The 20,194-nt window shown below is 73.1% G+C and carries 18 protein-coding genes; 11 read left to right on the top strand and 7 right to left on the bottom strand.

The window, feature by feature from the left end; translation table 11 throughout:
• Positions 1–58 precede the first annotated feature (58 nt).
• On the bottom strand, positions 59–1,060 hold the full coding sequence (locus ACL03H_RS21265; protein WP_412813057.1) for a glutathione S-transferase family protein: 1,002 nt from the start codon (positions 1,058–1,060) through the stop codon (positions 59–61).
• A gap of 201 nt (positions 1,061–1,261) precedes the next feature.
• On the opposite strand from ACL03H_RS21265, the gene ACL03H_RS21260 reads away from it, so the two are divergent.
• Positions 1,262–2,065 carry a GNAT family N-acetyltransferase gene (locus ACL03H_RS21260; protein WP_412813056.1) on the top strand — a complete coding sequence of 268 codons (804 nt, stop codon included), beginning with the start codon at positions 1,262–1,264 and terminating at the stop codon, positions 2,063–2,065.
• A gap of 97 nt (positions 2,066–2,162) precedes the next feature.
• On the opposite strand, the gene ACL03H_RS21255 is transcribed toward ACL03H_RS21260, so the two are convergent.
• Positions 2,163–3,146 (bottom strand): sugar-binding domain-containing protein, encoded by a 984-nt coding sequence (locus tag ACL03H_RS21255; protein WP_412813055.1) that lies wholly within the window; start codon positions 3,144–3,146, stop codon positions 2,163–2,165.
• 171 nt (positions 3,147–3,317) lie between these two features.
• Here ACL03H_RS21255 and ACL03H_RS21250 point away from each other — a divergent pair, with 171 nt between their 5' ends.
• Together ACL03H_RS21250 and ACL03H_RS21245 are read left to right on the top strand one after the other, a co-directional pair.
• On the top strand, positions 3,318–4,643 hold the full coding sequence (locus tag ACL03H_RS21250) for an MFS transporter (protein ID WP_412813054.1): 1,326 nt from the start codon (positions 3,318–3,320) through the stop codon (positions 4,641–4,643).
• Positions 4,644–4,662: 19 nt separating this feature from the next.
• On the top strand, positions 4,663–6,105 hold the full coding sequence (locus tag ACL03H_RS21245) for a sulfatase family protein (protein ID WP_412813053.1): 1,443 nt from the start codon (positions 4,663–4,665) through the stop codon (positions 6,103–6,105).
• Between the two features lie 155 nt (positions 6,106–6,260).
• On the opposite strand, the gene ACL03H_RS21240 is transcribed toward ACL03H_RS21245, so the two are convergent.
• The gene (locus ACL03H_RS21240; RefSeq protein WP_412813052.1) at positions 6,261–8,627 is read right to left on the bottom strand and encodes a xanthine dehydrogenase family protein molybdopterin-binding subunit; all 2,367 of its coding nucleotides are present in this window, start codon (positions 8,625–8,627) and stop codon (positions 6,261–6,263) included.
• A gap of 79 nt (positions 8,628–8,706) precedes the next feature.
• Between ACL03H_RS21240 and ACL03H_RS21235 the strand changes: the two genes are divergently transcribed.
• Positions 8,707–9,678: a TIGR03557 family F420-dependent LLM class oxidoreductase gene (locus ACL03H_RS21235; RefSeq protein WP_412813051.1), complete on the top strand. Its 972-nt coding sequence runs from the start codon at positions 8,707–8,709 to the stop codon at positions 9,676–9,678.
• Between the two features lie 7 nt (positions 9,679–9,685).
• Here ACL03H_RS21235 and ACL03H_RS21230 read toward each other — a convergent pair whose 3' ends face one another.
• Positions 9,686–10,531, bottom strand: a complete 846-nt coding sequence (locus tag ACL03H_RS21230; RefSeq protein ID WP_412813050.1) for a phosphatase PAP2 family protein — start codon at positions 10,529–10,531, stop codon at positions 9,686–9,688.
• Between the two features lie 328 nt (positions 10,532–10,859).
• Between ACL03H_RS21230 and ACL03H_RS21225 the strand changes: the two genes are divergently transcribed.
• From ACL03H_RS21225 to ACL03H_RS21195, 7 genes are all read left to right on the top strand, one after another.
• Entirely contained in the window at positions 10,860–12,173 is a 1,314-nt protein-coding gene (locus ACL03H_RS21225) for an ATP-binding protein (RefSeq protein ID WP_412813049.1), read from the top strand.
• Positions 12,170–12,595, top strand: coding sequence for a roadblock/LC7 domain-containing protein (locus ACL03H_RS21220; RefSeq protein ID WP_412813048.1), 426 nt, complete (start codon positions 12,170–12,172; stop codon positions 12,593–12,595). Before ACL03H_RS21225 ends, ACL03H_RS21220 begins: the two co-directional genes overlap by 4 nt.
• On the top strand, positions 12,592–12,960 hold the full coding sequence (locus tag ACL03H_RS21215; protein ID WP_412813047.1) for a DUF742 domain-containing protein: 369 nt from the start codon (positions 12,592–12,594) through the stop codon (positions 12,958–12,960). The genes ACL03H_RS21220 and ACL03H_RS21215 overlap by 4 nt, the downstream gene beginning before the upstream one ends.
• A complete protein-coding gene (locus ACL03H_RS21210) occupies positions 12,929–13,555 on the top strand; it encodes a GTP-binding protein (protein ID WP_412813046.1) in 627 nt (208 codons plus the stop codon). Before ACL03H_RS21215 ends, ACL03H_RS21210 begins: the two co-directional genes overlap by 32 nt.
• Positions 13,556–13,603: 48 nt before the next feature.
• Entirely contained in the window at positions 13,604–14,860 is a 1,257-nt protein-coding gene (locus ACL03H_RS21205; protein ID WP_412813045.1) for a cytochrome P450 family protein, read from the top strand.
• Positions 14,836–16,062: a cytochrome P450 family protein gene (locus ACL03H_RS21200; protein ID WP_412813044.1), complete on the top strand. Its 1,227-nt coding sequence runs from the start codon at positions 14,836–14,838 to the stop codon at positions 16,060–16,062. Before ACL03H_RS21205 ends, ACL03H_RS21200 begins: the two co-directional genes overlap by 25 nt.
• A 159-nt stretch (positions 16,063–16,221) precedes the next feature.
• Positions 16,222–16,701 carry a SixA phosphatase family protein gene (locus ACL03H_RS21195; protein ID WP_412813043.1) on the top strand — a complete coding sequence of 160 codons (480 nt, stop codon included), beginning with the start codon at positions 16,222–16,224 and terminating at the stop codon, positions 16,699–16,701.
• 100 nt (positions 16,702–16,801) lie between these two features.
• Here ACL03H_RS21195 and ACL03H_RS21190 read toward each other — a convergent pair whose 3' ends face one another.
• The 3 genes from ACL03H_RS21190 to ACL03H_RS21180 form a co-directional block, all read right to left on the bottom strand.
• The gene (locus ACL03H_RS21190; RefSeq protein ID WP_412813042.1) at positions 16,802–16,993 is read right to left on the bottom strand and encodes a DUF397 domain-containing protein; all 192 of its coding nucleotides are present in this window, start codon (positions 16,991–16,993) and stop codon (positions 16,802–16,804) included.
• An 8-nt stretch (positions 16,994–17,001) separates the two neighbouring features.
• On the bottom strand, positions 17,002–17,877 hold the full coding sequence (locus ACL03H_RS21185) for a helix-turn-helix domain-containing protein (protein WP_412813041.1): 876 nt from the start codon (positions 17,875–17,877) through the stop codon (positions 17,002–17,004).
• A 665-nt stretch (positions 17,878–18,542) separates the two neighbouring features.
• Entirely contained in the window at positions 18,543–20,180 is a 1,638-nt protein-coding gene (locus ACL03H_RS21180) for an ABC-F family ATP-binding cassette domain-containing protein (RefSeq protein WP_412813040.1), read from the bottom strand.
• Positions 20,181–20,194 lie beyond the last annotated feature (14 nt).

Raw genomic sequence — 20,194 nt, 5'->3', positions numbered from 1 at the left:
CGGCCGCTCGGCTCGTGCGCGCCTCGCCCGGCGCCCCCGCGCCGGCCGCCGGGTCCGCTCAGCCGACGAGCGGCGGAACCCGTTCCGCTCGCGGCGGCGCGCCGGGCGGCGTGCCGCCGCCGAAGGGACGCCCGCCGAGCACCTCGCGCCCGTGCGGGGTGAGCCAGCCCGCGGGGTCCGGCCCCTTCGGCACGATCCCGGTCGGGTTGACCTCCTCGTGCACCCCGTAGTAGTGCTGCTTGATCTGCTCGAAGTCGATGGTGTCGCCGAATCCCGGCGTCTGGAACAGGTCCCGGGCGTAGGCCCACAGCACCGGCATGTCGGCGAGCGTGGAGCGGTTGCACTTGAAGTGCCCGTGGTAGACCGCGTCGAACCGCACCAGCGTCACCCACAGCCGCACGTCGGCCTCGGTGATGGTGTCGCCCACCAGGTAGCGCTGCCGGGCCAGGCGCTCGGCGAGCGCGTCGAGCCGGGCGAACAGCGCGTCGTAGGCCTTGTCGTAGGCGTGCTGCGCCTTGGCGAACCCGCACTTGTAGACGCCGTTGTTGACGTCGTGGAACACCTGGTCGGAGATCTCCGCGATCTCGTCGCGGTGCTCGGGCGGGAACAGCTCCGGCGCTCCCCGGCGGTGGTGGGCGGTCCACTGGGTCGCGAAGTCGAACTCGAGGTCCTGGTAGGCGTTCGTGACGACCTTCCCGGTGGAGATCTCCACGACCGCGGGCACGGTCACGCCCTTGTCGTAGCCGGGGACGGCTCGTTCGTAGGCCTCGCGCAGCCACTCGATGCCCAGCACCGGATCGACACCACCGGGGTCGAGGTGGAAGCGCCAGCTGCGGTCGTCGTGCAGCGGACCCGCGAGCCCCAGCGACAGCACGGGTTCCAGCCCCAGGAGCCGCCGGACGATGATGACGCGGTTCGCCCACGGGCAGGCGCGGGCTCCGACGAGGCGGTAGCGGTGCGGTTCCACCGGCCACGGCGACGAGCCGTCAGCGGTGATCCGCTCCCGCACTCCCAGCGGTTCGCGGACGAACTCGTCGGTCGACGACTGCCTGGCTCCCATGCGGGCCCCCTCGCGGCTGCGGCGATCCGGCCGCGTCACCGAGAGTGCACGAGGCCGACCGGTCCGCCTCGCGATGCTACGCCCGAAATCCGGTTCCGCAGCAGGTCCGCGCGGCGCGGGGAGCGACCCGCCGAAACCAGTCGGTCACGCACTGCTACCATCCGGACACTGTCCGTCGCCATTCCCGGAGGTTCGCAGACGATGACGACGATCGACGCGGGCGCGGTCGAATCGATGTACCAGCTCTCCTCGGCGTGGCGCGCGCTGGTGCTCGACTCGTGGCCGGACGCCGACGCGCGGGACATGCCCGGGATCGCGGTGCGCTGGGCGGATTCCCGCTTCCCGTTCTGGAACTGCGTCACGCTCACCGACACCGGCGTCGGCCCGGAACTGCTCGCGCGGCAGCTGGAGCACGTCGCGGAGATCATGCGGGAGAAGTCCCGGCCCGGTCTCGCCTGGATCTTCGAGGACCTGCTGGACCCCGCCGCCCGCTCGGGACTGCCCGCGCTCGCCGCCGAGGCCGGGCTGGAAACGGCCTACTCCGGAGTCGGCATGGCGGGCGACCTGCTGCCGCTGCCCGCGCCGGAGCACCCGGAGCTCACCTTCGAGCGGGCGACCGAACCCGAGCAGTTCGCGGCCTTCGCCGACGTGAACTCCCGCGCCTACGGCTTCCCGCTGGAGGACGGCCGCGACGGCCTGCGCGGCACCGCGATGTGGCGCACCGAGGTGCACGCCTACCTCGGGCTGCGGGACGGAGAACCGGTCGCGGCGGCGGCCGCGATGCCCTGCGAGGGCAGGCTCTTCGTGCTCCTGGTCGCCACCTCGCCGGAGGCGGGGCGGCGCGGCTACGGCGAGGCGGTGACCCGCAAGGCGCTGCACGAGGGCGGGCGCGCCACCGGGCTCACCCGCGCCACGCTGCACGCCACCGCCGCCGGAGCGCCGGTCTACGGCCGCATCGGCTTCCGGCCGACGGCCCGGATGCGCTACTTCGCGCTGGAGTCCTGACGCTCGTCCGCGAACGGGGTTCCGGTCGCACCCGCCGACGGATCCGGCGGAGCCGCGGCGCGTTCCCGTCGCCACGGCATCGACCGGCCGAGGCGGCTTAGTCGGCGGGCCGGGTCACCCCCGAGTCGAGGAGGCGGACGATCGCCGCGGCCTGCGGCCGGTCCACGACCAGTTCCGACATGAGCCCGGCCCGCGCGGCGGCGATCGTCGCCCGGGCGCGGTACTCGCCGACGCTGGTGGCGATGCGGCGCGGCACCCGCCGCAGCTGCTCGGCGGTGATGCCGACGATGCGGTCGTCGAAACCGGTGCTCACCGCCGCGCCGCGCTCGTCGAACACGCGGCCGCTCACGTCGCCCACCGCCCCGGCCGCGGCGACCTCGGCCGCCAGCGGTGCGGGCACCAGCGGGTGCACGGCCGAGCCGCGCTCGCTCCACTGCCCCACCGAGACGACGGCGACGTCGAGCCGTTCGACCCGTTCCAGGCAGCGGGCGATCTCCGGCTGGGCGCGCAGCGCGGCAGCCGTCCCCGCATCGGCGACGAACAGCGGGGCGTAGAACGGGTGCGCCACGCCGCCAGCGATCCGCGCCACCTCGCGGGTGACCTCCACCGAGCCCAGCCGGTCGCCGGGGAAGCTCAGCGCCCCGGCCAGCTGCACCACGTTGCAGGGCGCCATGCCGCGCAGCCGCGCGGGCAGCCGCTCGATGACCCGGCTCCAGGTGAGCCCGACGGACTGGCCCTCCCGGATGCTCTCGGACAGCAGCTCGGCGAGGGCGGCCGCGATCGAGTCCGCCGCGCCGTCCGCTGCCGGATCGACGTCCACCACCACGGCCGCGTCGAGCCCCAGGGCGGCGGCGAGGCGGCGTTCGAGCTCCGAGCCGTCCGCGTCGCGCGGGCGGCCGATGGTGATCCGGACCAGTCCGGATTCCCTGGCTTCGCGCAGCACCCGGGCGACTTGCCAGCGGCTCAGCCCGGTGCGCTTCGCGATCTCCACCTTCGAGCGGTCCTCCAGGTAGTAGTCGCGCGCTACCCGCAGCACGACCTCCTCCTCGATCGCCGCCGATCGACCGTCCACTGTGCTCATCCACTCCTCCTCGCGCGCGGCACGAGCACGCTACCGCGCCGCTGAGCGATCACGTTCTCGCAGGTGAGAGCTATTGTGCCCGGCACCAGCCGATTGCTAGCATCCCTGCTCACACATGAGCGAACTATACCTCACATTTGAGCAATGCTCTCCGGTTTGGAAAGAGTGCCCATGACTGACCCCGCAGCAACGACGCCGCGGTCCTCGTGGCGAGCGGTCCGCGCCGCGTTCTCCGGCAGCTTCATCGAGTGGTACGACTTCTACCTCTTCGGCACCGCAGCGGCGCTGATCTTCCCCACCCTGTTCTTCCCCGGCGGGGACGCGACGGTCAGCGTCGTGGAGTCCTTCGGCGCGTTCGCCGCCGGGTTCCTCACCCGCCCGCTGGGCGCCCTGCTGTTCGGGCACTTCGGAGACCGCATCGGGCGCAAACCGATGCTGATGGCCACCGTGGTGCTCATCGGCGCCGTCACCTTCGCGATCGGCCTGCTCCCCACCTACGAGACCATCGGCGTCTGGGCCGCCGTCGCGCTCATCGCGCTGCGGATGTTGCAGGGCATCGGGATCGGCGGGGAGTTCGGCGGCGGTTCGCTGCTGGCCCTGGAATCAGCGCCCAAGGGGAAGCGCGGCTTCCTCGGCAGCTTCCACCAGATGGGCACGCCAGCCGGGCTGCTCGTCTCGACCGGGCTGGTGAGCCTGGTCAGCATGTTGCCCGAGGAGCAGTTCCTGACCTGGGGCTGGCGGATCCCGTTCCTGCTCAGCGGGGTGTTCGTCGTGTTCGCCCTGATCGCGCGTTCCCGCGTTCCCGAGACGGCGGCCTTCCGCGCCGCCGAGAAGCAGCAGCCGGTCAACAGGCTGCCCGTGCTCACGCTGCTGCGCACCGAGTGGCGCAACCTGCTGCTGGGCCTCGGGGCGCGGATGGCCGACGCGGTCACCTTCAACATCATCAACGTGTTCGCGATCTCCTTCGCGACGGTGCAGCTCGGGCTGGACCGATCGATGATCCTCAACGGGTTCGTGCTGGCGGCTGCCGTGGAGCTGGTGCTGGTGCCGTTCATCGGCAAGCTCTCCGACCGCATCGGGCGGCGCCCGGTCTACCTGTTCGGCGTGGTGCTGTGCGGGGTGGGCGGGTTGCTGTACTTCCCGGCGCTGGCCACGCAGAACGTGCTGCTGATCTGGTTCGCGATCGTGGTGATGGTCGCCGTGGGCACCGGCTGCATGTTCGCCATCCAGGGCGCCTACTTCGCCGAGATGTTCTCCACCGGCACCCGCTACACCGGGCTCGGCGTGGTCTACCAGGGCTCCGCGCTGCTGGGCGGCGCTCCCACCCCGGCGATCGCGCTGTCGCTGGCCGCCGCGTTCGGCTACTCCTACTGGCCCCCGGCGCTCTACCTGTCGGGGTTGTGCCTGATCAGCGCGGTGTGCGTGCTGCTGACGAAGGAGACGCACCGCAGCGACCTCGTCGAGGACGCCGAGCCCGAACCCGAAGCCGCCCGCTGATCATCGGAGGAGATGACCCGTGCCCGCAACGCCCGACCGCCCGAACATCGTGCTGATCATGACCGATCAGCAGCGCTTCGACTCCATCGCGGCGCTGGGGCACACCCACGTCGACACGCCGAACCTGGACCGGCTGGCCCGCGAGGGCGCCGCGCTGACGAACGCCTACGTGGCCTCACCGTCGTGCGCGCCGTCCCGGGCCAGCCTGTTCACCGGGCTCTACCCGCACACCTCCGGGGTGTTGCGCAACGACGACCGCTGGTCGCACTCCTGGGTCGAGGACCTGGCCGGTGCCGGTTACCGCTGCACCAGCATCGGCAAGATGCACACCTACCCCTACGAGGCCTCGGTCGGATTCGCCGAGCGGCACGTGGTGGAGAACAAGGACCGCGCGCACCCGAACCTGCCGTTCTTCCTGGACCAGTGGGACAAGGCGTTGTGGATCCGGGGCGCGGAGAAGCCGAGCCGGGTGACCTACCGGCGACGCGAGGACTACCGGGAACGCCTGGGCGCCTTCGAGTGGGAGCTGCCCGAGGACCTGCACGCCGACCACTTCGTCGGCAACCTCGCCCAGCACTGGCTGGAGACCTACCCCGACCACGACGCTCCGTTCTTCCTGCAGGTCGGCTTCCCCGGCCCGCATCCGCCCTACGACCCGCCGCCGCGCCACCTCGACCCCTACCGGGACCGGGAGATGCCCGCCGCGCACCGCTCCGCCGAGGACCTGGCCGCCCAGCCGGCCCCGCTCCAGGCGCTGCGGCAGCAGCACCTGGACAACGACCACGACGCGATCGTGCACCTGGCCGACCCCACCGAGGAGCAGCTCCAGCGGCAGCGGCAGCACTACTACGCCAACGTCTCGCTCATCGACGAGCAGGTCGGCGGCCTGCTGCGCGCGCTGGAGGAGCGCGGGGTGCTGGAGAACACCGTCGTCGTGTTCACCTCCGACCACGGCGACGCGCTGGGCGACCACGGGCATTCGCAGAAGTGGACGATGTACGAGCCGAGCGTGCACGTCCCGCTGCTGATCTGGGGCCCGGGGCGGGTGCGGCCCGGGCAGGTGCTGGACGGGCTCACCTCGCTGATGGACATCGGCCCGACGGTCCTGGAGCTGGCGGGCCTCGCGCCGCCGGAGTGGATGGAAGCCGAGTCGCTGCTGCCCGCGCTGCGCGGGGAGGCGTGGTCGGGACGCGCGGAGGTGTTCTCCGAGCACGCCCGCGACTTCATCCTGACCGACACCGAGCTGATGACGATGGTGCGCGACGAGCGCTGGAAGCTCGTGGAGTTCTCCGACCACGAGCGCGGTCAGCTGTTCGACCTGCGCGAGGACCCCGCCGAGGAGCACGACCTGTGGTCGTCCGCGGAGCACCGCGAGGTCCGCGACCGGTTGCACGAGTCGATCAACCGCTGGCGGGTCCGCAGCGCCATGCACACCGCGACCTGGGCCAAGGACTTCCGCTGACCCGGGCGTCCCGCCGGGCGGCTGAACCGCCCGGCGGGACCCGCTGACCCCGGCGGAGGGGAACGTCGCCCGCGCCGAGGGCCGGATCCCGGCCGCGCGGACCGCTGCCAGCGCTCACCGCACGCCATCCGGGGCCCAGCAGTGCTTCCGGCCGCTCACACCACCGCTTCGTCGGCGTCGGCGGGGACGCCGCCGGGGCGCGGCGGGAGGTCGGCGAAGGCGCGCGGCGGTTCCCGCCACGGATCGGGGAGGGTGCCCGCGCGGGCGTCGCGCACGGCCTCCCAGACCCGCTGCGGGGTGAGCGGCATGTCGAGGTGGCGGACGCCGAGGTGGCTCAGCGCGTCGATGACCGCGTTCTGCACGGCCGGGGTGGCACCGACCGTCGCGGACTCGCCGATCCCCTTGGCCCCCAACGGGTTGTGCGGGGATTCGGTCACCGTGCCCGCGACCTCCAGCGCGGGGACGTCGGCGGCGGAGGGGATCGCGTAGTCGGCGAAGGTCGCGGTGGTCGGGTTGCCGTCCTCGTCGTAGGACATGTGCTCCCACAGCGCCTGGGCGATCCCCTGCACCGCGCCGCCGTGCTGCTGCCCGCGCACGATGGTCGGGTTGACGACGCGCCCGCAGTCGTCGACGGCGATGTGCCGCAGCGGGGTGACGAACCCGGTCTCGGTGTCGACCTCCACCACCGAGACGTGCGCGCCGAACGGGAACGTGGCGCCCCCCGGGACGAAGTCGGTGTCGGCGGCCAGCGGGTCGCCGTCCTCCTCGGCAGCGCGCACCAGCTCCGGCCAGCTCAGCTCGACGCCGGGCACACCCGCCACGCCGAGCCCGCCGCCGGTGAGTTCGAGGTCCTCGGGCGCGGCCTCCAGCCGGTCGGCGGCGAGGTCGCGCGCGCGGCGCAGCACCACCTCGGCGGCCGTGCGCACGGCGCTGCCGCCGACCTGCAGCGAGCGGGAACCGCCCGTTCCGCCGCCGCGCGGGACGGTGGCCGTGTCGGACTGGACGAACTCCACGGACTCCAGCGGCAGGCCCAGCACGTCGGCGACGATCATCGAGAACGCCGTCGCGTGGCCCTGGCCGTGGGCGGAGGTGCCGACCTTGATGGTGGCGCCGTCCTCGCGGACCTCGACGGCGGCGAACTCGCCCGCGCCGCCCCCGGTGATCTCCACGTAGGTGCTCAGGCCGATGCCCAGCGCGCGCGGGTCCCCCGCCGCGCGCCTGCGGGCCTGCTCGGCGCGCAGCTGCTCGTACCCGGCCAGCCGCAGCGCCTCGGTCAGCGCCCGGTCGTAGTCGCCGCTGTCGTAGTTCGCGCCGGTGAGCGTGGTGTGCGGGAACTCCTCGGGCCGCAGGAAGTTCCGCCTGCGCAGCTCCGCCGGGTCGAGACCGAGCTCGACGGCGGCCATGTCCACGACCCGCTCCAGCATCGCCGCCGCCTCGGGCCGCCCGGCACCGCGGAACGCGCCGACGGGAGTGGTGTTGGTGAGCACCGCCGCGCCGTCGTAGCTCAGCGCCGGGATCCGGTACACGCCCTGGGACATCAGCCGGGTCGGGCCGAGGGCGAGCGCCCCGCCGAACCCGGCGTAGGCCCCGGCGTCGCCGATGACGCGCGCCCGCAGGCCGACGATGCGGCCCTCGCTGGTCAGGCCCAGCTCGGCGAACTGCACCTGGGCCCGCCCGTGCGGCATCGCGACCATGTTCTCCGAGCGGGTCTCCACCCACTTCACGGGCCTGCCGAGCGACCGGGCCAGCGCCACGACCGCGAGGTGCTCGGCGGCGGCGCCCGCCTTGCCGCCGAAGGCGCCGCCGACGTGCGGGGCGATCACGCGGACCCGCTCGGCCTCCCAGCCGAACGCCGCGGCGAGCCCGGAGCGCAGCGCGTGCGGCATCTGGGTGGAGGCGTAGGCGGTGATCTCGTAGTCCTGCTCGGGCCCGCCGGGCACGGCGGCGAACGCGCCGCCCTCCATCGGCGCGACCGCGAGCCGCTGGTTCTCGATCCGCGCGCGCACCACCACGTCCGCGCCCGCGAGCACGTCGGCCCCGGCGGCGTCCCGTGCACCGTCGGCGATGTTGGAGCCGTGGGCGGGGAACTGCCGGGGCGAGTCCGGGTCCATCGCGCGCTCGGGATCGACGGTGACCGGCAGCGGTTCGTACTCGACGTCGACCCGCTCCATCGCGTCCGCGAGGGCTGCCGCGCTGTCGGCGACGACCACGGCCACGGCCTCCCCGACGAAGCGCACCCGGTCGGTGGCCAGCGGCCGGCGGGGGAAGTCGCCGAGCTCGATGAACGGCTTGAGCACCGGCAGGTCCAGGTCGGCGGCGGTGCACGCGGCGACCACGCCGGGCGCGGTGCGCGCCGCGGACACGTCGATGGAGGTGATCTCGGCGTGCGCGATCGGCGAGCGCACGAACCCGGCTCGCAGCACCCCTTCCAGCGGCAGGTCGTCCACGTAGCTGCCGCGACCGCGCAGCAGTTCGGGATCTTCGACGCGCTGGACCTCGTTGCCGAGCAGGGATCCGACCATGATCCGAGCCTAGCCCCGGTTCCCCTCCCGGCCCACCGCTCGGAGCGCGTTCAGCGGTCGGCGCTGCCAGCCTGGGGGCATGGTTCGGATCGGGTACACGTTGATGACCGAGCAGTCCGGCCCGCGCGAGCTGGTGCGGCACGCGCCGCTGGCCGAGCGGGCGGGATTCGACTTCGCCGTGATGAGCGACCACTACTCGCCCTGGCTGGAGGCGCAGGGGCACTCGCCGCACGCGTGGAGCGTGCTGGGGGCGGTCGCCCAGGTGACCGAGCGCGTGGAGCTGATGACCTACGTGACGGCGCCGATCCTGCGCTACCACCCGGCGGTCGTGGCGCAGCAGGCCGCGACGGTCGGGCTGCTCTCCGACGGCCGGTTCACGCTGGGCCTCGGCGCCGGGGAGAACCTGAACGAGCACGTGGTGGGGCGCGGCTGGCCGCCGGTGCGGGTGCGCCACGAGATGCTGGAGGAGGCGGTCTGGATCATCCGCGAGCTGTTCGGCGGCGGGATCGTGCACCACGACGGCAGGCACTACCGGGTGGACGCGGGCCGGCTGTGGGACCTGCCCGAGCAGCGGGTGCCGATCGGGATCGCGGTCTCCGGTCCGCGGTCGGTCCGCCGCTTCGCGCCGCTGGCCGACGTGATGATCTCCACGGACGCCGACGAGTCGCTGTGCCGAGGCTGGGACCGGGCCGGGGGCGCGGACCGCAAGGTGGCGCAGCTGCCGGTCTCCTGGGACCGCGACCGGGACGCCGCGATCCGTCGCGCGCACGAGCAGTTCCGCTGGTTCGCCGGGGGCTGGCGGGTGAACGCCGACCTGCCCGGGCCGGCCGGGTTCGCGGCGGCGACGCAGTTCGTGCGGCCGGAGGACGTGGCAGCGAGCATCCCGTGCGGCCCCGACGCGGGGCCGATCGTGTCGGCGTTCGCGGAGTTCCGCGACTGCGGCTACACCGACGTGGCGCTGGTGCAGATCGGTGGCGACGAGACCCAGGACGGGTTCTTCGAGTTCGCCGAGCGCGAGCTGCTCCCCGCTCTGCGCACCACCGTCGGCTGAGCGGCGGTCACCGGCGGGGGTCGCGCACGGCGGGCGGCCGGGGCCCCCGCGTCGCCGGAGGCCGGGATCCCCCCGCCGCCGGAGGCCGGGGTTCCCGCATCACCGGAGGTCGGGGTTCCCGCATCACCGGGGGCCGGGACTCGCGGACCGCGGGCAGCCGCACCGTCGCGTCCTCGACCACGGGCAGCTGCACCGTGGCGTCCTCGTCGTCCGGTCCGGGGCCGAGGGCGAGCACCCCGATCGAAGTGCGCCGGGCTCCGGCCACGACCGGGGAGAGCAGTCCGGCCAGCCACGGCAGCAGCGCCGCGACGAGCCCGCCCAGCAGCAGGCCCACCAGCACGTCGTGCGGGTAGTGCACGCCGACGAACACCCGGGACAGCCCGGTGAGCACGCCGACCACGAGCGCGATCCGGCCCCAGGCGGGGCGGACGCAGAAGATCGCGACCGCCGAGGCGGCGGCGATCGTGGAGTGGTTGCTGGGGAACGACCAGTCCCCGAACTCGGGGCAGGTCGCGATCGCCTGCGCGTGCGCGACCACGCGGCACGGCCGGTCCTCCTGCACGAAGGACTTGACGACCTCGCTCACCACGTAGGCGAGCGCGGTCACGCCGACCGTCAGCGCCGCTCCGGCGGCGGCGCGGTGGTCTCGGCGCCGCGCGAGCCAGATCAGCGCCGCGAAGGCCGCGAGGAATCCGATGATCGCGGCCTCGGTGAAGAACTCGCTGAACGCCCGCAGCCATTCCGGACTGGCCGCGCCCGCTCCCGCGATGCCCCGGTACCAGTCGGTGCTGAGGTCGGGGACGTACGGGTTCGCGCCCGGGGAGGACGTGGGGTGAACGGGGGATGTCGGCATCCCCGACATCATATGAAGATCGACCTCCCGACCCCGGCACCGGCTCCACCGGCCTTCGCCGGTCCTTTCCGCGCGATCGGCGGGAGATGCGGGAAGAAAGGCCATCCGCACGGCCGAACGGGTGACCGGCGGTCTTGTTCGTCGCCCGCGCGGAGTAGCACCGATCACAATTCCGAAGTTGATCGCGTGAAAACCGGACAACAGTACGCAATGTGATCATCATTCGCTACGGTGGCCCGCGTGCGCCGTGGTCTTGCGTGCGGCAGGACCACGTGCCGGCTGGTACGGCCGAGGACCCGCGCGGTGCCGCGGGACGGATGAGGACGCGATGCAACAGACGACAGGGTGGATACTCGGCGGCCTGGTGGTTCTGGTGGTGCTGCTGGGGGCCGCGGTGGCGCTGTTGAGCGCTCGGTTGCGCCAACAGCACAAGGAGATGGAGGAGTGGTCGGCCTCGCCACCGGAACCCCGACCGGGGTTCGAGACCGAACCGCCGCTCCCCGCACCCGAGCCGGAGCGGTACCCGGAACCAGCGCACGTGGTCCCGGCGGAGCCCCCGGTGACCGTCGAACCCGACGAGCAGTTCCGCCGCGAGGTCGTGCAGGGCGCCCAGGAGGCGCTGGGCGGGACCATGCGCCGCATCCTCGCGCTGACGAACAACGCCGCGGACCGGATCCAGTCGATGCAGCGCACCCACGGCCCCGAAGTGCTGGAGGACCTGCTCCCGATCGACCACCTGCTCGCCCAGGCGCAGCGCCGCGCGCAGCTGGTGACGGTGCTGTGCGGTTCCCCGCCGGGACAGCAGCGCAGCCCGCAGCTGATCGCGCGGCTGGTGGGCGCGGCGCAGTCCCGCATCCACGACTACGAGCGCGTCCGGCTCTCCACCCGGGACACCACGACGGCGGTGCTGGGCCGCGTGGTCGAGCCCGTGAGCGCGGCGCTGGCCGAGCTGCTGGACAACGCGACCCGCTCCTCCCCTCCCACCGCGCCGGTCGACGTGCTGATCACGGCCGAGTACCACGGGGTCTCGCTGGAGATCCACGACGGCGGGGTCGGCATCCCACCGGACGCGCTGAACCGGGCGAACGCCCTGCTCTCGCGCGGGGTCTCCGAGATCGAGCTGACCGAGCTGGGCAACCCGCCGCGCACCGGCCTCGCCGGGTGCAGCGTGCTGGCGGCGAACTACGGCTTCACCGTGCGGCTGGACGCCGCGTCGAGCCGCGGCGGGCTGCGCGCGGTGCTGCTGGTGCCGCACAACCTGCTCACCACGCTGGACCAGCAGCTCGACCCGCCCGCCGCCGAGCCCCCGGCCGCTCCCTCCGCCCTGCCGGAGCCCGCGGCCTCCCGGCCGCCGGAGAACCCCCGGCACCGCCAGCCCGAACCGGCGACGACCGCCGCGGGCCTGCCGAAGCGCTCGCGCCGCACCGTCACCCGCTCCGGCGACCTGTCCGCGCCCGAGGACGCCGCCCCGGTGCAGGCCATCGCCGACGGCGCGCACCGGCGCACCACCGACGCGGCCCAGGGCCTGCGCGGCCTCCAGCGGGCCACCCGCGCTCGGAGCACCGAGGACTCGACGGCGGTGTTCACCGCCGCGGACGAGCACGACCCCTCCACCACTTCCAGAAGGGATGCAGACGCATGACCGAGACGGCCCCGACGGCGCCGAAGCCCGACCGGAGCTGGGTGCTCGACGACCTCGTCGAGCACTCCGGCATCCGGGCGGCGATCGCGGTGTCCGGTGACGGGATGCTCCTGGTCAAGAACGGAGATCTCGACCAGGCGGACGCCGAGCGCTGGGCGGCGGTCAGCTCGCCGCTGCAAGCGTGCGCGCGGCACGGGATGGAACCGCTCGGCTACCCCACCGCCGGGTTCGAGCAGGTGCTGGTTCAGCACGAGCAGGGCTACCAGCTGCTGCAACCGTTCGGCGAGGAGTCGTACCTCGTGCTGGTGACCGATGCGGACGCCGACCTGGGCGTGGTGTCCACGGAGATGCGGATGACGGCCAAGAGGCTGGGGCAGGAGATGGGTACGGCTGCGCGCACCGCCGCCGGGCGGCGACCGTGAGCCCAGGGCCGCACCGGCGCGAATCGGAGCTGGTGCGCTCCTACGTGCTCACCCGGGGCCGCGCCCGGGCCGAGCAACCGGTGGAACCGGCCGCGCTGGTGCGGGCCGTCCCGCTCGGCGCGGTCCCCGAGCTCGATCCGGATCGCCGCCGGATCGTGCAGGTGGCCCAGGGCGGTGCGCTGGCGGTGGCCGAGATCGCCGCGCACACCGCGCTGCCGCTGACGGTCGCGCTGGTCGTGGTCGCGGACCTGATCGACGACGGCTACCTGGCGCCCGCCTCGGCGGTCCGCCCGGAGCCGGTGCCCAGTCCTGATCTGCTGCGGGAGGTGCTCGATGGACTCCGCCGACTGGACACCTCCGCCTGAGTCGGCCTACGTCGCCCCGACGGTGCGCCGCTCGGCGAAGATCCTCGTGGTGGGCCCGGCCGGGGTCGGCAAGACCACCTTCGTCGACACCATGTCGGAGATCACGCCGCTGCACACCGAGGAGTCGCTGACCTCGGCGAGCGAGGGCGTTGACGACCTGCGGCACACCCCGGCGAAGACCCGGACGACGGTGGCGCTGGACTTCGGCCGCCGCACCCTCAACGATCAGCTGGTGCTGTACCTGTTCGGCACGCCCGGCCAGCAGCGGTTCGCCTACCTGTGGCAGACGCTGGCGCGCAACGCGCTGGGTGCGCTGGTGCTGGCCGACGCCCGCCGGCTGGCGGATTCGTTCGAGGTGATGGATCGCGTGGAGGAGATGGGAGTGCCCTACGCGATCGCGGTGAACGCCTTCGACGCGGCGCCGAGCTACCAGGTGGAGGAGCTGCGGGAGGCGCTCGACCCGGAGCCGTCCACCCCGGTCGGCATCTGCGACGCGCGCGACCCCGCCTCGTGCACCCGGGTGCTGATCGACCTCGTCGAGCACCTGCTGACGTCCTCCGGCAGGCACGCCGCGCACCCGACGGCGCGGCTGTGACCCGCCGTTCCTGATCTCGTCCCCCGACATTCCGAGCCCGGAGCCCCCATGACCGCCCCCCAACCCGTCAACTCCGACCTGAACGACCGCATCCCGCTCTACGGCGAGGACTTCACCGCCGAGCCGGAGCACGTCTACTCGCAGCTGCGCGCGCGGGGCCCGATCGTCCCGGTGCGGCTGGCGCCGGACGTGCCCGCGATGCTGGTGGTGGACTACGAGACGGCGTTGCAGGTGCTGCGCAGCCCGCACGTGTTCGTGAAGGACTCGCGCCGCTGGCAGGACACCGCGCCGCCGGATTCGCCGGTGCTGCCGATGATGTCGTGGCGGCCGAACACCCTGTTCGCCGACGGGGAGCGGCACGCGCGGCTGCGGCCGCCGGTGGAGAACAGCCTCGCGTTGGTCAAGCCGGCCCAGCTGCGCCGGTTCGTGCAGTCCAGCTCGATCGAGCTGATCCGCCGCTTCACCGGGCGGGGCCACGCGGACCTGCTCGGGGAGTTCGCGGCGCAACTGCCGATGCTGGTGCTGCAGCAGATGTTCGGCTGCCCGGCGGAGATCGCGCAGGACATGGTGGCCGCGATCGCCGCGCTCTGGGACGGCACCGACCCGCAGCTGGCCAACCAGTACCTCGAAGCAAGCGTCACCGACCTGGTCCGCTACAAGCGGGCGCGCCCCGGCGACGACGTGACCACGCGGATGCTGGAGCACCCGCACGGCCTCGACGACGACGAGATGCTGCACCAGCTGATCATCACGATGGGCGCGGGCGCGGAGCCGCTGGGCAACTGGATCGCGAACGCGCTGTACCTGCTGCTCACCGAGCGCCGGGTCGCCGACGCGGTCGCCACCGGCAGCGTCGCGCTCGACGAGGCGCTGGACCAGGTGCTGTGGCAGTTCACCCCGCTGACGAACTACGCGATCACCTACCCGCGCCATCCGGTGTACCTGGGGCGGGTGCTGCTGCCCGCCGACGAGCCCGTGGTGATCTCGATGGCGGCGATCAACACGGACCCGGCGTTGCAGCCCGCTGGGCAGGTGCCGACCGGCAACCGGGCGCACCTGGCGTTCAGCGCGGGCCCGCACACCTGCCCGGCGAGCCGTCCCGCGCGGCTGATCGCGACCGTGGCGTTGGAGACGCTTTTGGACTACGTTCCCGAAGTCGAGCTGGATGATCAGCAGCCGCTGCGGTGGCGGCCGGGTCCGTTCCACCGGGCCCTGACCGCCCTCCCGGTGCGCTTCCCAGCGGTGTCCTCGCTCGCCGACCCCACCTCAGGAGGATCCGAATGCCCCCATCGCAGTGCCCGGTAGCAGCGCTCGACCCGGCCGGAGCCGACGTGCACGGGGAGGCGGACCGGCTGCGCGCGCACGGCGCGGCCGCCCTGGTCGACCTGCCGGGCGGCATCCCCGCCTGGGTGGTGACCGACCACGCCGAGCTGCGCGGGCTGCTGGGGGATCCCCGGGTGTCGAAGGACCCGCGGCAGCACTGGCCGGCGTGGATCGACGGTGAGGTGCCCGCGGACTGGCCGCTGATCTCCTGGGTCGGGGTGGACAACATGTTCACCGCCTACGGGCCGGATCACAAGCGGCTGCGCGGGCTGGTGTCGAAGGCGTTCACCCCGCGCCGGGTGGAGGCGCTGCGCCCCCGCGTCGAGGAGATCACCGCCGGGCTGCTGGACGGTCTCGCGGCAGCGCCGGAGGGCGAGCTCGACCTGCGCGCGGAGTTCACCTACCCGCTGCCGATCGCGGTGATCACCGAGCTGTTCGGGGTGCCCGCCGAGCTGCGCGGGGAGCTGCGGCGCATCGTCGACGAGGTGTTCCGCACCTCGGCCACGCCGGAGGAGACCGCGGCGACCGCGCAGGCGATGGGCCGGTTCCTGGCCGAGCTGATCGAGGCCAAGCGGCGCGAGCCCGGCGACGACCTCACCAGCGGGCTGCTCGCGGCCCGCGACGAGGAGGAGAACCGGCTCAGCGAGCGGGAGCTGGCGGACACGCTGATCCTCATGATCGGCGCCGGTCACGAGACCACGGTGAACCTGCTGGGCCAGGCCGTCGTCGCGCTCACCACCCACCCGGAGCAGCTGGCCGCGCTGCGCGCCGGGGAGATCGGCTGGGACGACGTGGTGGAGGAGACGCTGCGCTGGCAGCCCGCGCTGGCGAACGTGCCGCTGCGGTTCGCCACCACCGACATCGAGCTCGGCGACGGCACCGTGATCGGGCGGGGCGACGCGATCCTCGCCTCCTACGCCGCGGCCAACCGCGATCCCGGCCACTACGCCGATCCCGCCCGGTTCGACGCGCGGCGCGGGGCCCGCGACCACCTCGCCTTCGGCTTCGGCCAGCACTTCTGCCTCGGCGCGGCGCTAGCCCGCCTGGAGGCGCACGTCGCGCTGCCCGCGCTGTTCGACCGGTTCCCGAAGCTGGAGCTCGCCGTGCCCGCGGACCGGCTGGAGCCCTCGGAGTCGTTCATCTCCAACGGCCCGCGCCGCCTCCCGGTGCGTCTGGACGGCTGAGCGCGGCACGGCGGTGGCCGCACTGGCGAGAACACGACGGAGATCGGCACCTCGTGGGCGCGCGGCCAGCGGTGGTGGCACCGCGAGGCCGGTTCGAGGGGCGTCGTCGTGGTGATCCGGCCACTACTCTGGTGACCACGACGATGAGGAACGGTGGCGATGACACGCACTCTGGTGGTGTGCAGGCACGCGAAGTCGGCGTGGCCGGACGACGTCGAGGACGACTTCGCACGACCGCTCACCGAACGCGGTGAGCGCGACGCTCCCGAAGCGGGCAGGTGGCTGGCGGAGAAGGTCCCGGACATCGGCTTCGTGCTCTGCTCCCCCGCGAAGCGGGCGCGGCGCACCTGGCAGCTGATCTCGGGCGTGACGGGCAAGGCCGAGACCCGGCACGACAAGCGGCTCTACGGCGCCACGGCCGGGGAGCTCATCGCGGTGCTCAACGAGGTTCCCGACGAGGCCGGGACCGCGCTGCTGGTGGGCCACAACCCCGGTCTGGAGGACCTGGTCGCGGTCCTCACCGGCGCCCCGCACCAGTTGCGCACCGCGGAGATCGCGGTGCTCTCGGGCACCGGCTCGTGGTCCCAGGTCGAGCCCGGGTGGGCCAGCCTGCGGGACACCGCCACGCCGCGCGCCTGACCGGCCCGCGAGTCCGCGCCTCCCGAGCCGGGGGGCGCGGACCTCGCGCGTCCGGGAATCGGCGACAGCGGCGCGGATCAGCCCTGCGGGCCGGTGATCGCTAGCGCTCGAACCGGCCGGACTTGATCGCGCTCACGAACCGGTCGAACGCCGCGGGCGCCACGCTCAAGACCGGCGAGCACCCGCCCAGCTTGGAATCCCTGATCAGAGCGGCGCCGCGCGTACCCGCCGTCTGCACGCACTGACCACCCTGCGTCGAACGCGACGACGTCTTCCAACTGCACCCGGACACCCGTCCCCCTACACCTCGGAGTACTTCCCGGCGAGTGTAGCGAGCAGAGTGGTGGTCTCGTCGGCGGATAATGCGATGTTCTGGAGTACCGAGAACACCCGCCCGAATTCTGCGGTTTCAGCTGGGTTATCGACGATATGACCGCTCAGAGCGGTATCCACGAACACGACGTCGGCGTGCTGCTCGAACCGGAGCAACATGAAGCCGCCCGGCAACGCAGGATGACCACCGGCATCCAGCGGAACCACCCGCAAATCGACGTTCGGGCGGCGGGAGGCGTCGATCAGCGCACGGATCTGCTCAGCCATCACCTCATGGCCGCCGATGACCCGGTGGAACGCCTCCTCTGCGATGACCACGTTCAACACCAGGGGATGTTCCTCTGCGAGACGCTGTTGCCGCTGCATCCGCGCCTCCACCCACTCGTCGATGCTGGCGGAATCCAACGTCATCCGCCCGGACTCGTGAATGGCGCGGGCATACGCCCGAGTTTGAAGCAGACCCGGGACCACATTGGTCTCAAAGTTGAATCCCTCGATCGCATCAGCTTCGAAACCGACGTACGGGGTGAACCAAGCAGGCAACTGGTAGAGCGTCCACCACCCGCCCTTCCCGCTGTCAGCGCGAAGCTGCTGGATCCGCTCCCTCGTGTCGTCGTCCACCCCGTAGAAGGTCAGCAGCACGTCCAAGTCGCTGCGTCCGGGTCGGGAACGCGCGGACTCCCAGTGCCCGACGCTGGAGCGGTTGCGTCCCACGCGCTCCGCCGCCGCCTGCTGATCGAAGCCCGCTTTGATCCGCAGATCGCGGAGGATCTGGCCCAATCGGAGCTGACGAGCGCCTGCCATCACACCGTCCTCACGTTCACACTTCCAGGGAATCGCCATTCTGATCAGCTCAGAGTTAGCGTGCTACACATCCTGATCAACGACACAGAGTGTACGAGTTTTCACCGAGAGTGCGAGGAGGTGGGTATGGGTGAGCTGGTACTCATCCACCACGCCGGACGGCGTGGTCCACGAGGCGGGGACCGGCGCGAAGCGGCGGACGCGGTGCGGGCTGCCGATCAGCGGACCTGCGATCCGCTGTGCGGCGTCCTGCCTGGACTGTGCGCGGGAGTCGCGGTACCGCCGCGCGGTCTCGGTGCGCTCCGCATCGTCGGCGACACCGGCACCCCCTGGGCGTGCGGCCCGGCGGACGGACGATGGCATCGTCTCCAGCGGACTCCTGGAAGACCGCTGCGCTGCCTCTGCGGCCACCTCGTCCGGGGACCGGCGCACCTGCGCCGCGCCAGGCCGAACCCGGGTCACCTGGGCCGGGCTCTCTGCCCCTCCGCCGTAGGCACCCTGCCGACCCTCATCGCCTGACGCACTTCCCGGCTCGCGGCGCTCCCCCCGCCTCCCCCGAGCGAGCCGGGACTCCGCCCGGCCCACGTGCCCCGACGGGCCGGGCGGCCGGACCCGCCGCCGCCGAACCGCCCGTGCCCCGGGCGGCGGCGGGTTCCCGGCCGGGGCGGCTCAGGTGAACGTCCTCCTCGCGGCGGCGAACGCGGTCACAGCTCCGCGACGCGGCCGTCGACGACCTGCCAGCGGCGGGTCACGTGGACCGCGTCGAGCATCCGGCGATCGTGGGTGACCAGCAGCAGGGTTCCCGCGTACTCGGCCAGCGCCGACTCCAGCTGCTCGATCGCGGCCAGGTCCAGGTGGTTCGTCGGCTCGTCGAGCACCAGCAGGTTCACCCCGCGCGCCTGGAGCAGCGCCAGCGCCGCGCGGGTCCGCTCCCCGGGCGAGAGCGTGCGAGCGGGCCGGAGGACGTGCGCGGCCACCAGGCCGAACTTCGCCAGCAGCGTGCGCACCTCGGAGGCCGGCTGGTCCGGGACCTGCGCGCCGAAGGCGTCCAGCAGCGACTCGGATCCGAAGAACAGCCCGCGCGCCTGGTCGACCTCGCCGATCACGACCCCGGAGCCCAGCGATCCGCGCCCCTCGTCCGGTTCCAGCCGCCCCAGCAGGGCCGCCAGCAGCGTCGACTTGCCCGCGCCGTTCGCGCCGGTGATCGCCACCCGGTCCGCCCAGTCGACCTGCAGGTCCACCGGGCCCAGGGTCAGCTCGCCCCGGCGGACCACCGCGCCGTGCAGGGTCGCCACCACCGAACCCGAGCGGGGCGCGGCGGCGATGCTCATCCGCAGCTCCCACTCCTTGCGCGGCTCCTCCACCACGTCGAGGCGCTCGATGAGGCGCTCCGTCTGGCGGGCCTTCGAGGCCTGCTTCTCGGTGGCCTCGCTGCGGAACTTGCGGCCCACCTTGTCGTTGTCGCCCGCCTTGCGCCGGGCGTTCTTCACGCCCTTCTCCATCCAGGAGCGCTGCGAACGGGCGCGGGACTCCAGCGAAGCTCGGGTGTCGGCGTACTCCTCGTACTGCTCGCGGGCGTGCCTGCGGGCGACCTCGCGCTCCTCCAGGTACGCGGCGTACCCGCCGCCGAAGGAGCGGACCTGCTGCTGGGCGAGGTCGAGCTCCACGACGCGGGTGACGGTGCGGGCCAGGAACTCGCGGTCGTGGCTGACCAGCGCGGTTCCGGCGCGCAGCTCGGCGACGAAGCGCTCCAGCCGCTCCAGGCCCTCCAGGTCGAGGTCGTTGGTGGGCTCGTCGAGCAGGAACACGTCGTAGCGGCTCAACAGCAGCGAGGCCATCCCCGCGCGGGCCGCCTGGCCGCCCGAGAGGCTCGTCATCGGCTGGTCCAGGGCGACGTCGAGCCCGAGGTCGGCGACGACGCCCTCGGCCCGCTCCGCCAGATCGGCACCGCCGAGGGCGAGCCAGCGGTCCAGCGCGAAGCTGTAGGCGTCATCGGCGCCGGGACGTTCCTCGGTGAGCGCCTCGGTCGCGGCGTCGAGCTCCCGCTGCGCGGTGGCGACCCCGGTGCGGCGGTCGAGGAAGGCCTGCACCGTCTCACCCGGGACGCGATCCGGCTCCTGCGGCAGGTAGCCGATCGTCGCGGTCGGCGGGCTCAGGTGCACCGCGCCCTCGCTGGCGGGCAGCAGGCCCGCGAGCATCCGCAGCAGCGTGGACTTGCCCGCGCCGTTCACCCCGACCAGGCCCACCACGTCGCCCGGGGCGACGACGAGATCGAGTCCGGAGAACAGCACCCGGTCGCCGTGCCCGGCGGCGAGTTCCTTGGCGACGAGTGTGGCGCTCATGAGGCCCTCATCCT

The organism is Saccharopolyspora antibiotica, from assembly GCF_047200635.1.
Taxonomy (GTDB): domain Bacteria; phylum Actinomycetota; class Actinomycetes; order Mycobacteriales; family Pseudonocardiaceae; genus Saccharopolyspora_C.
Note: the sequence above shows the minus strand (reverse complement) of the source record. Positions and strands in the feature narration are given on the sequence as shown.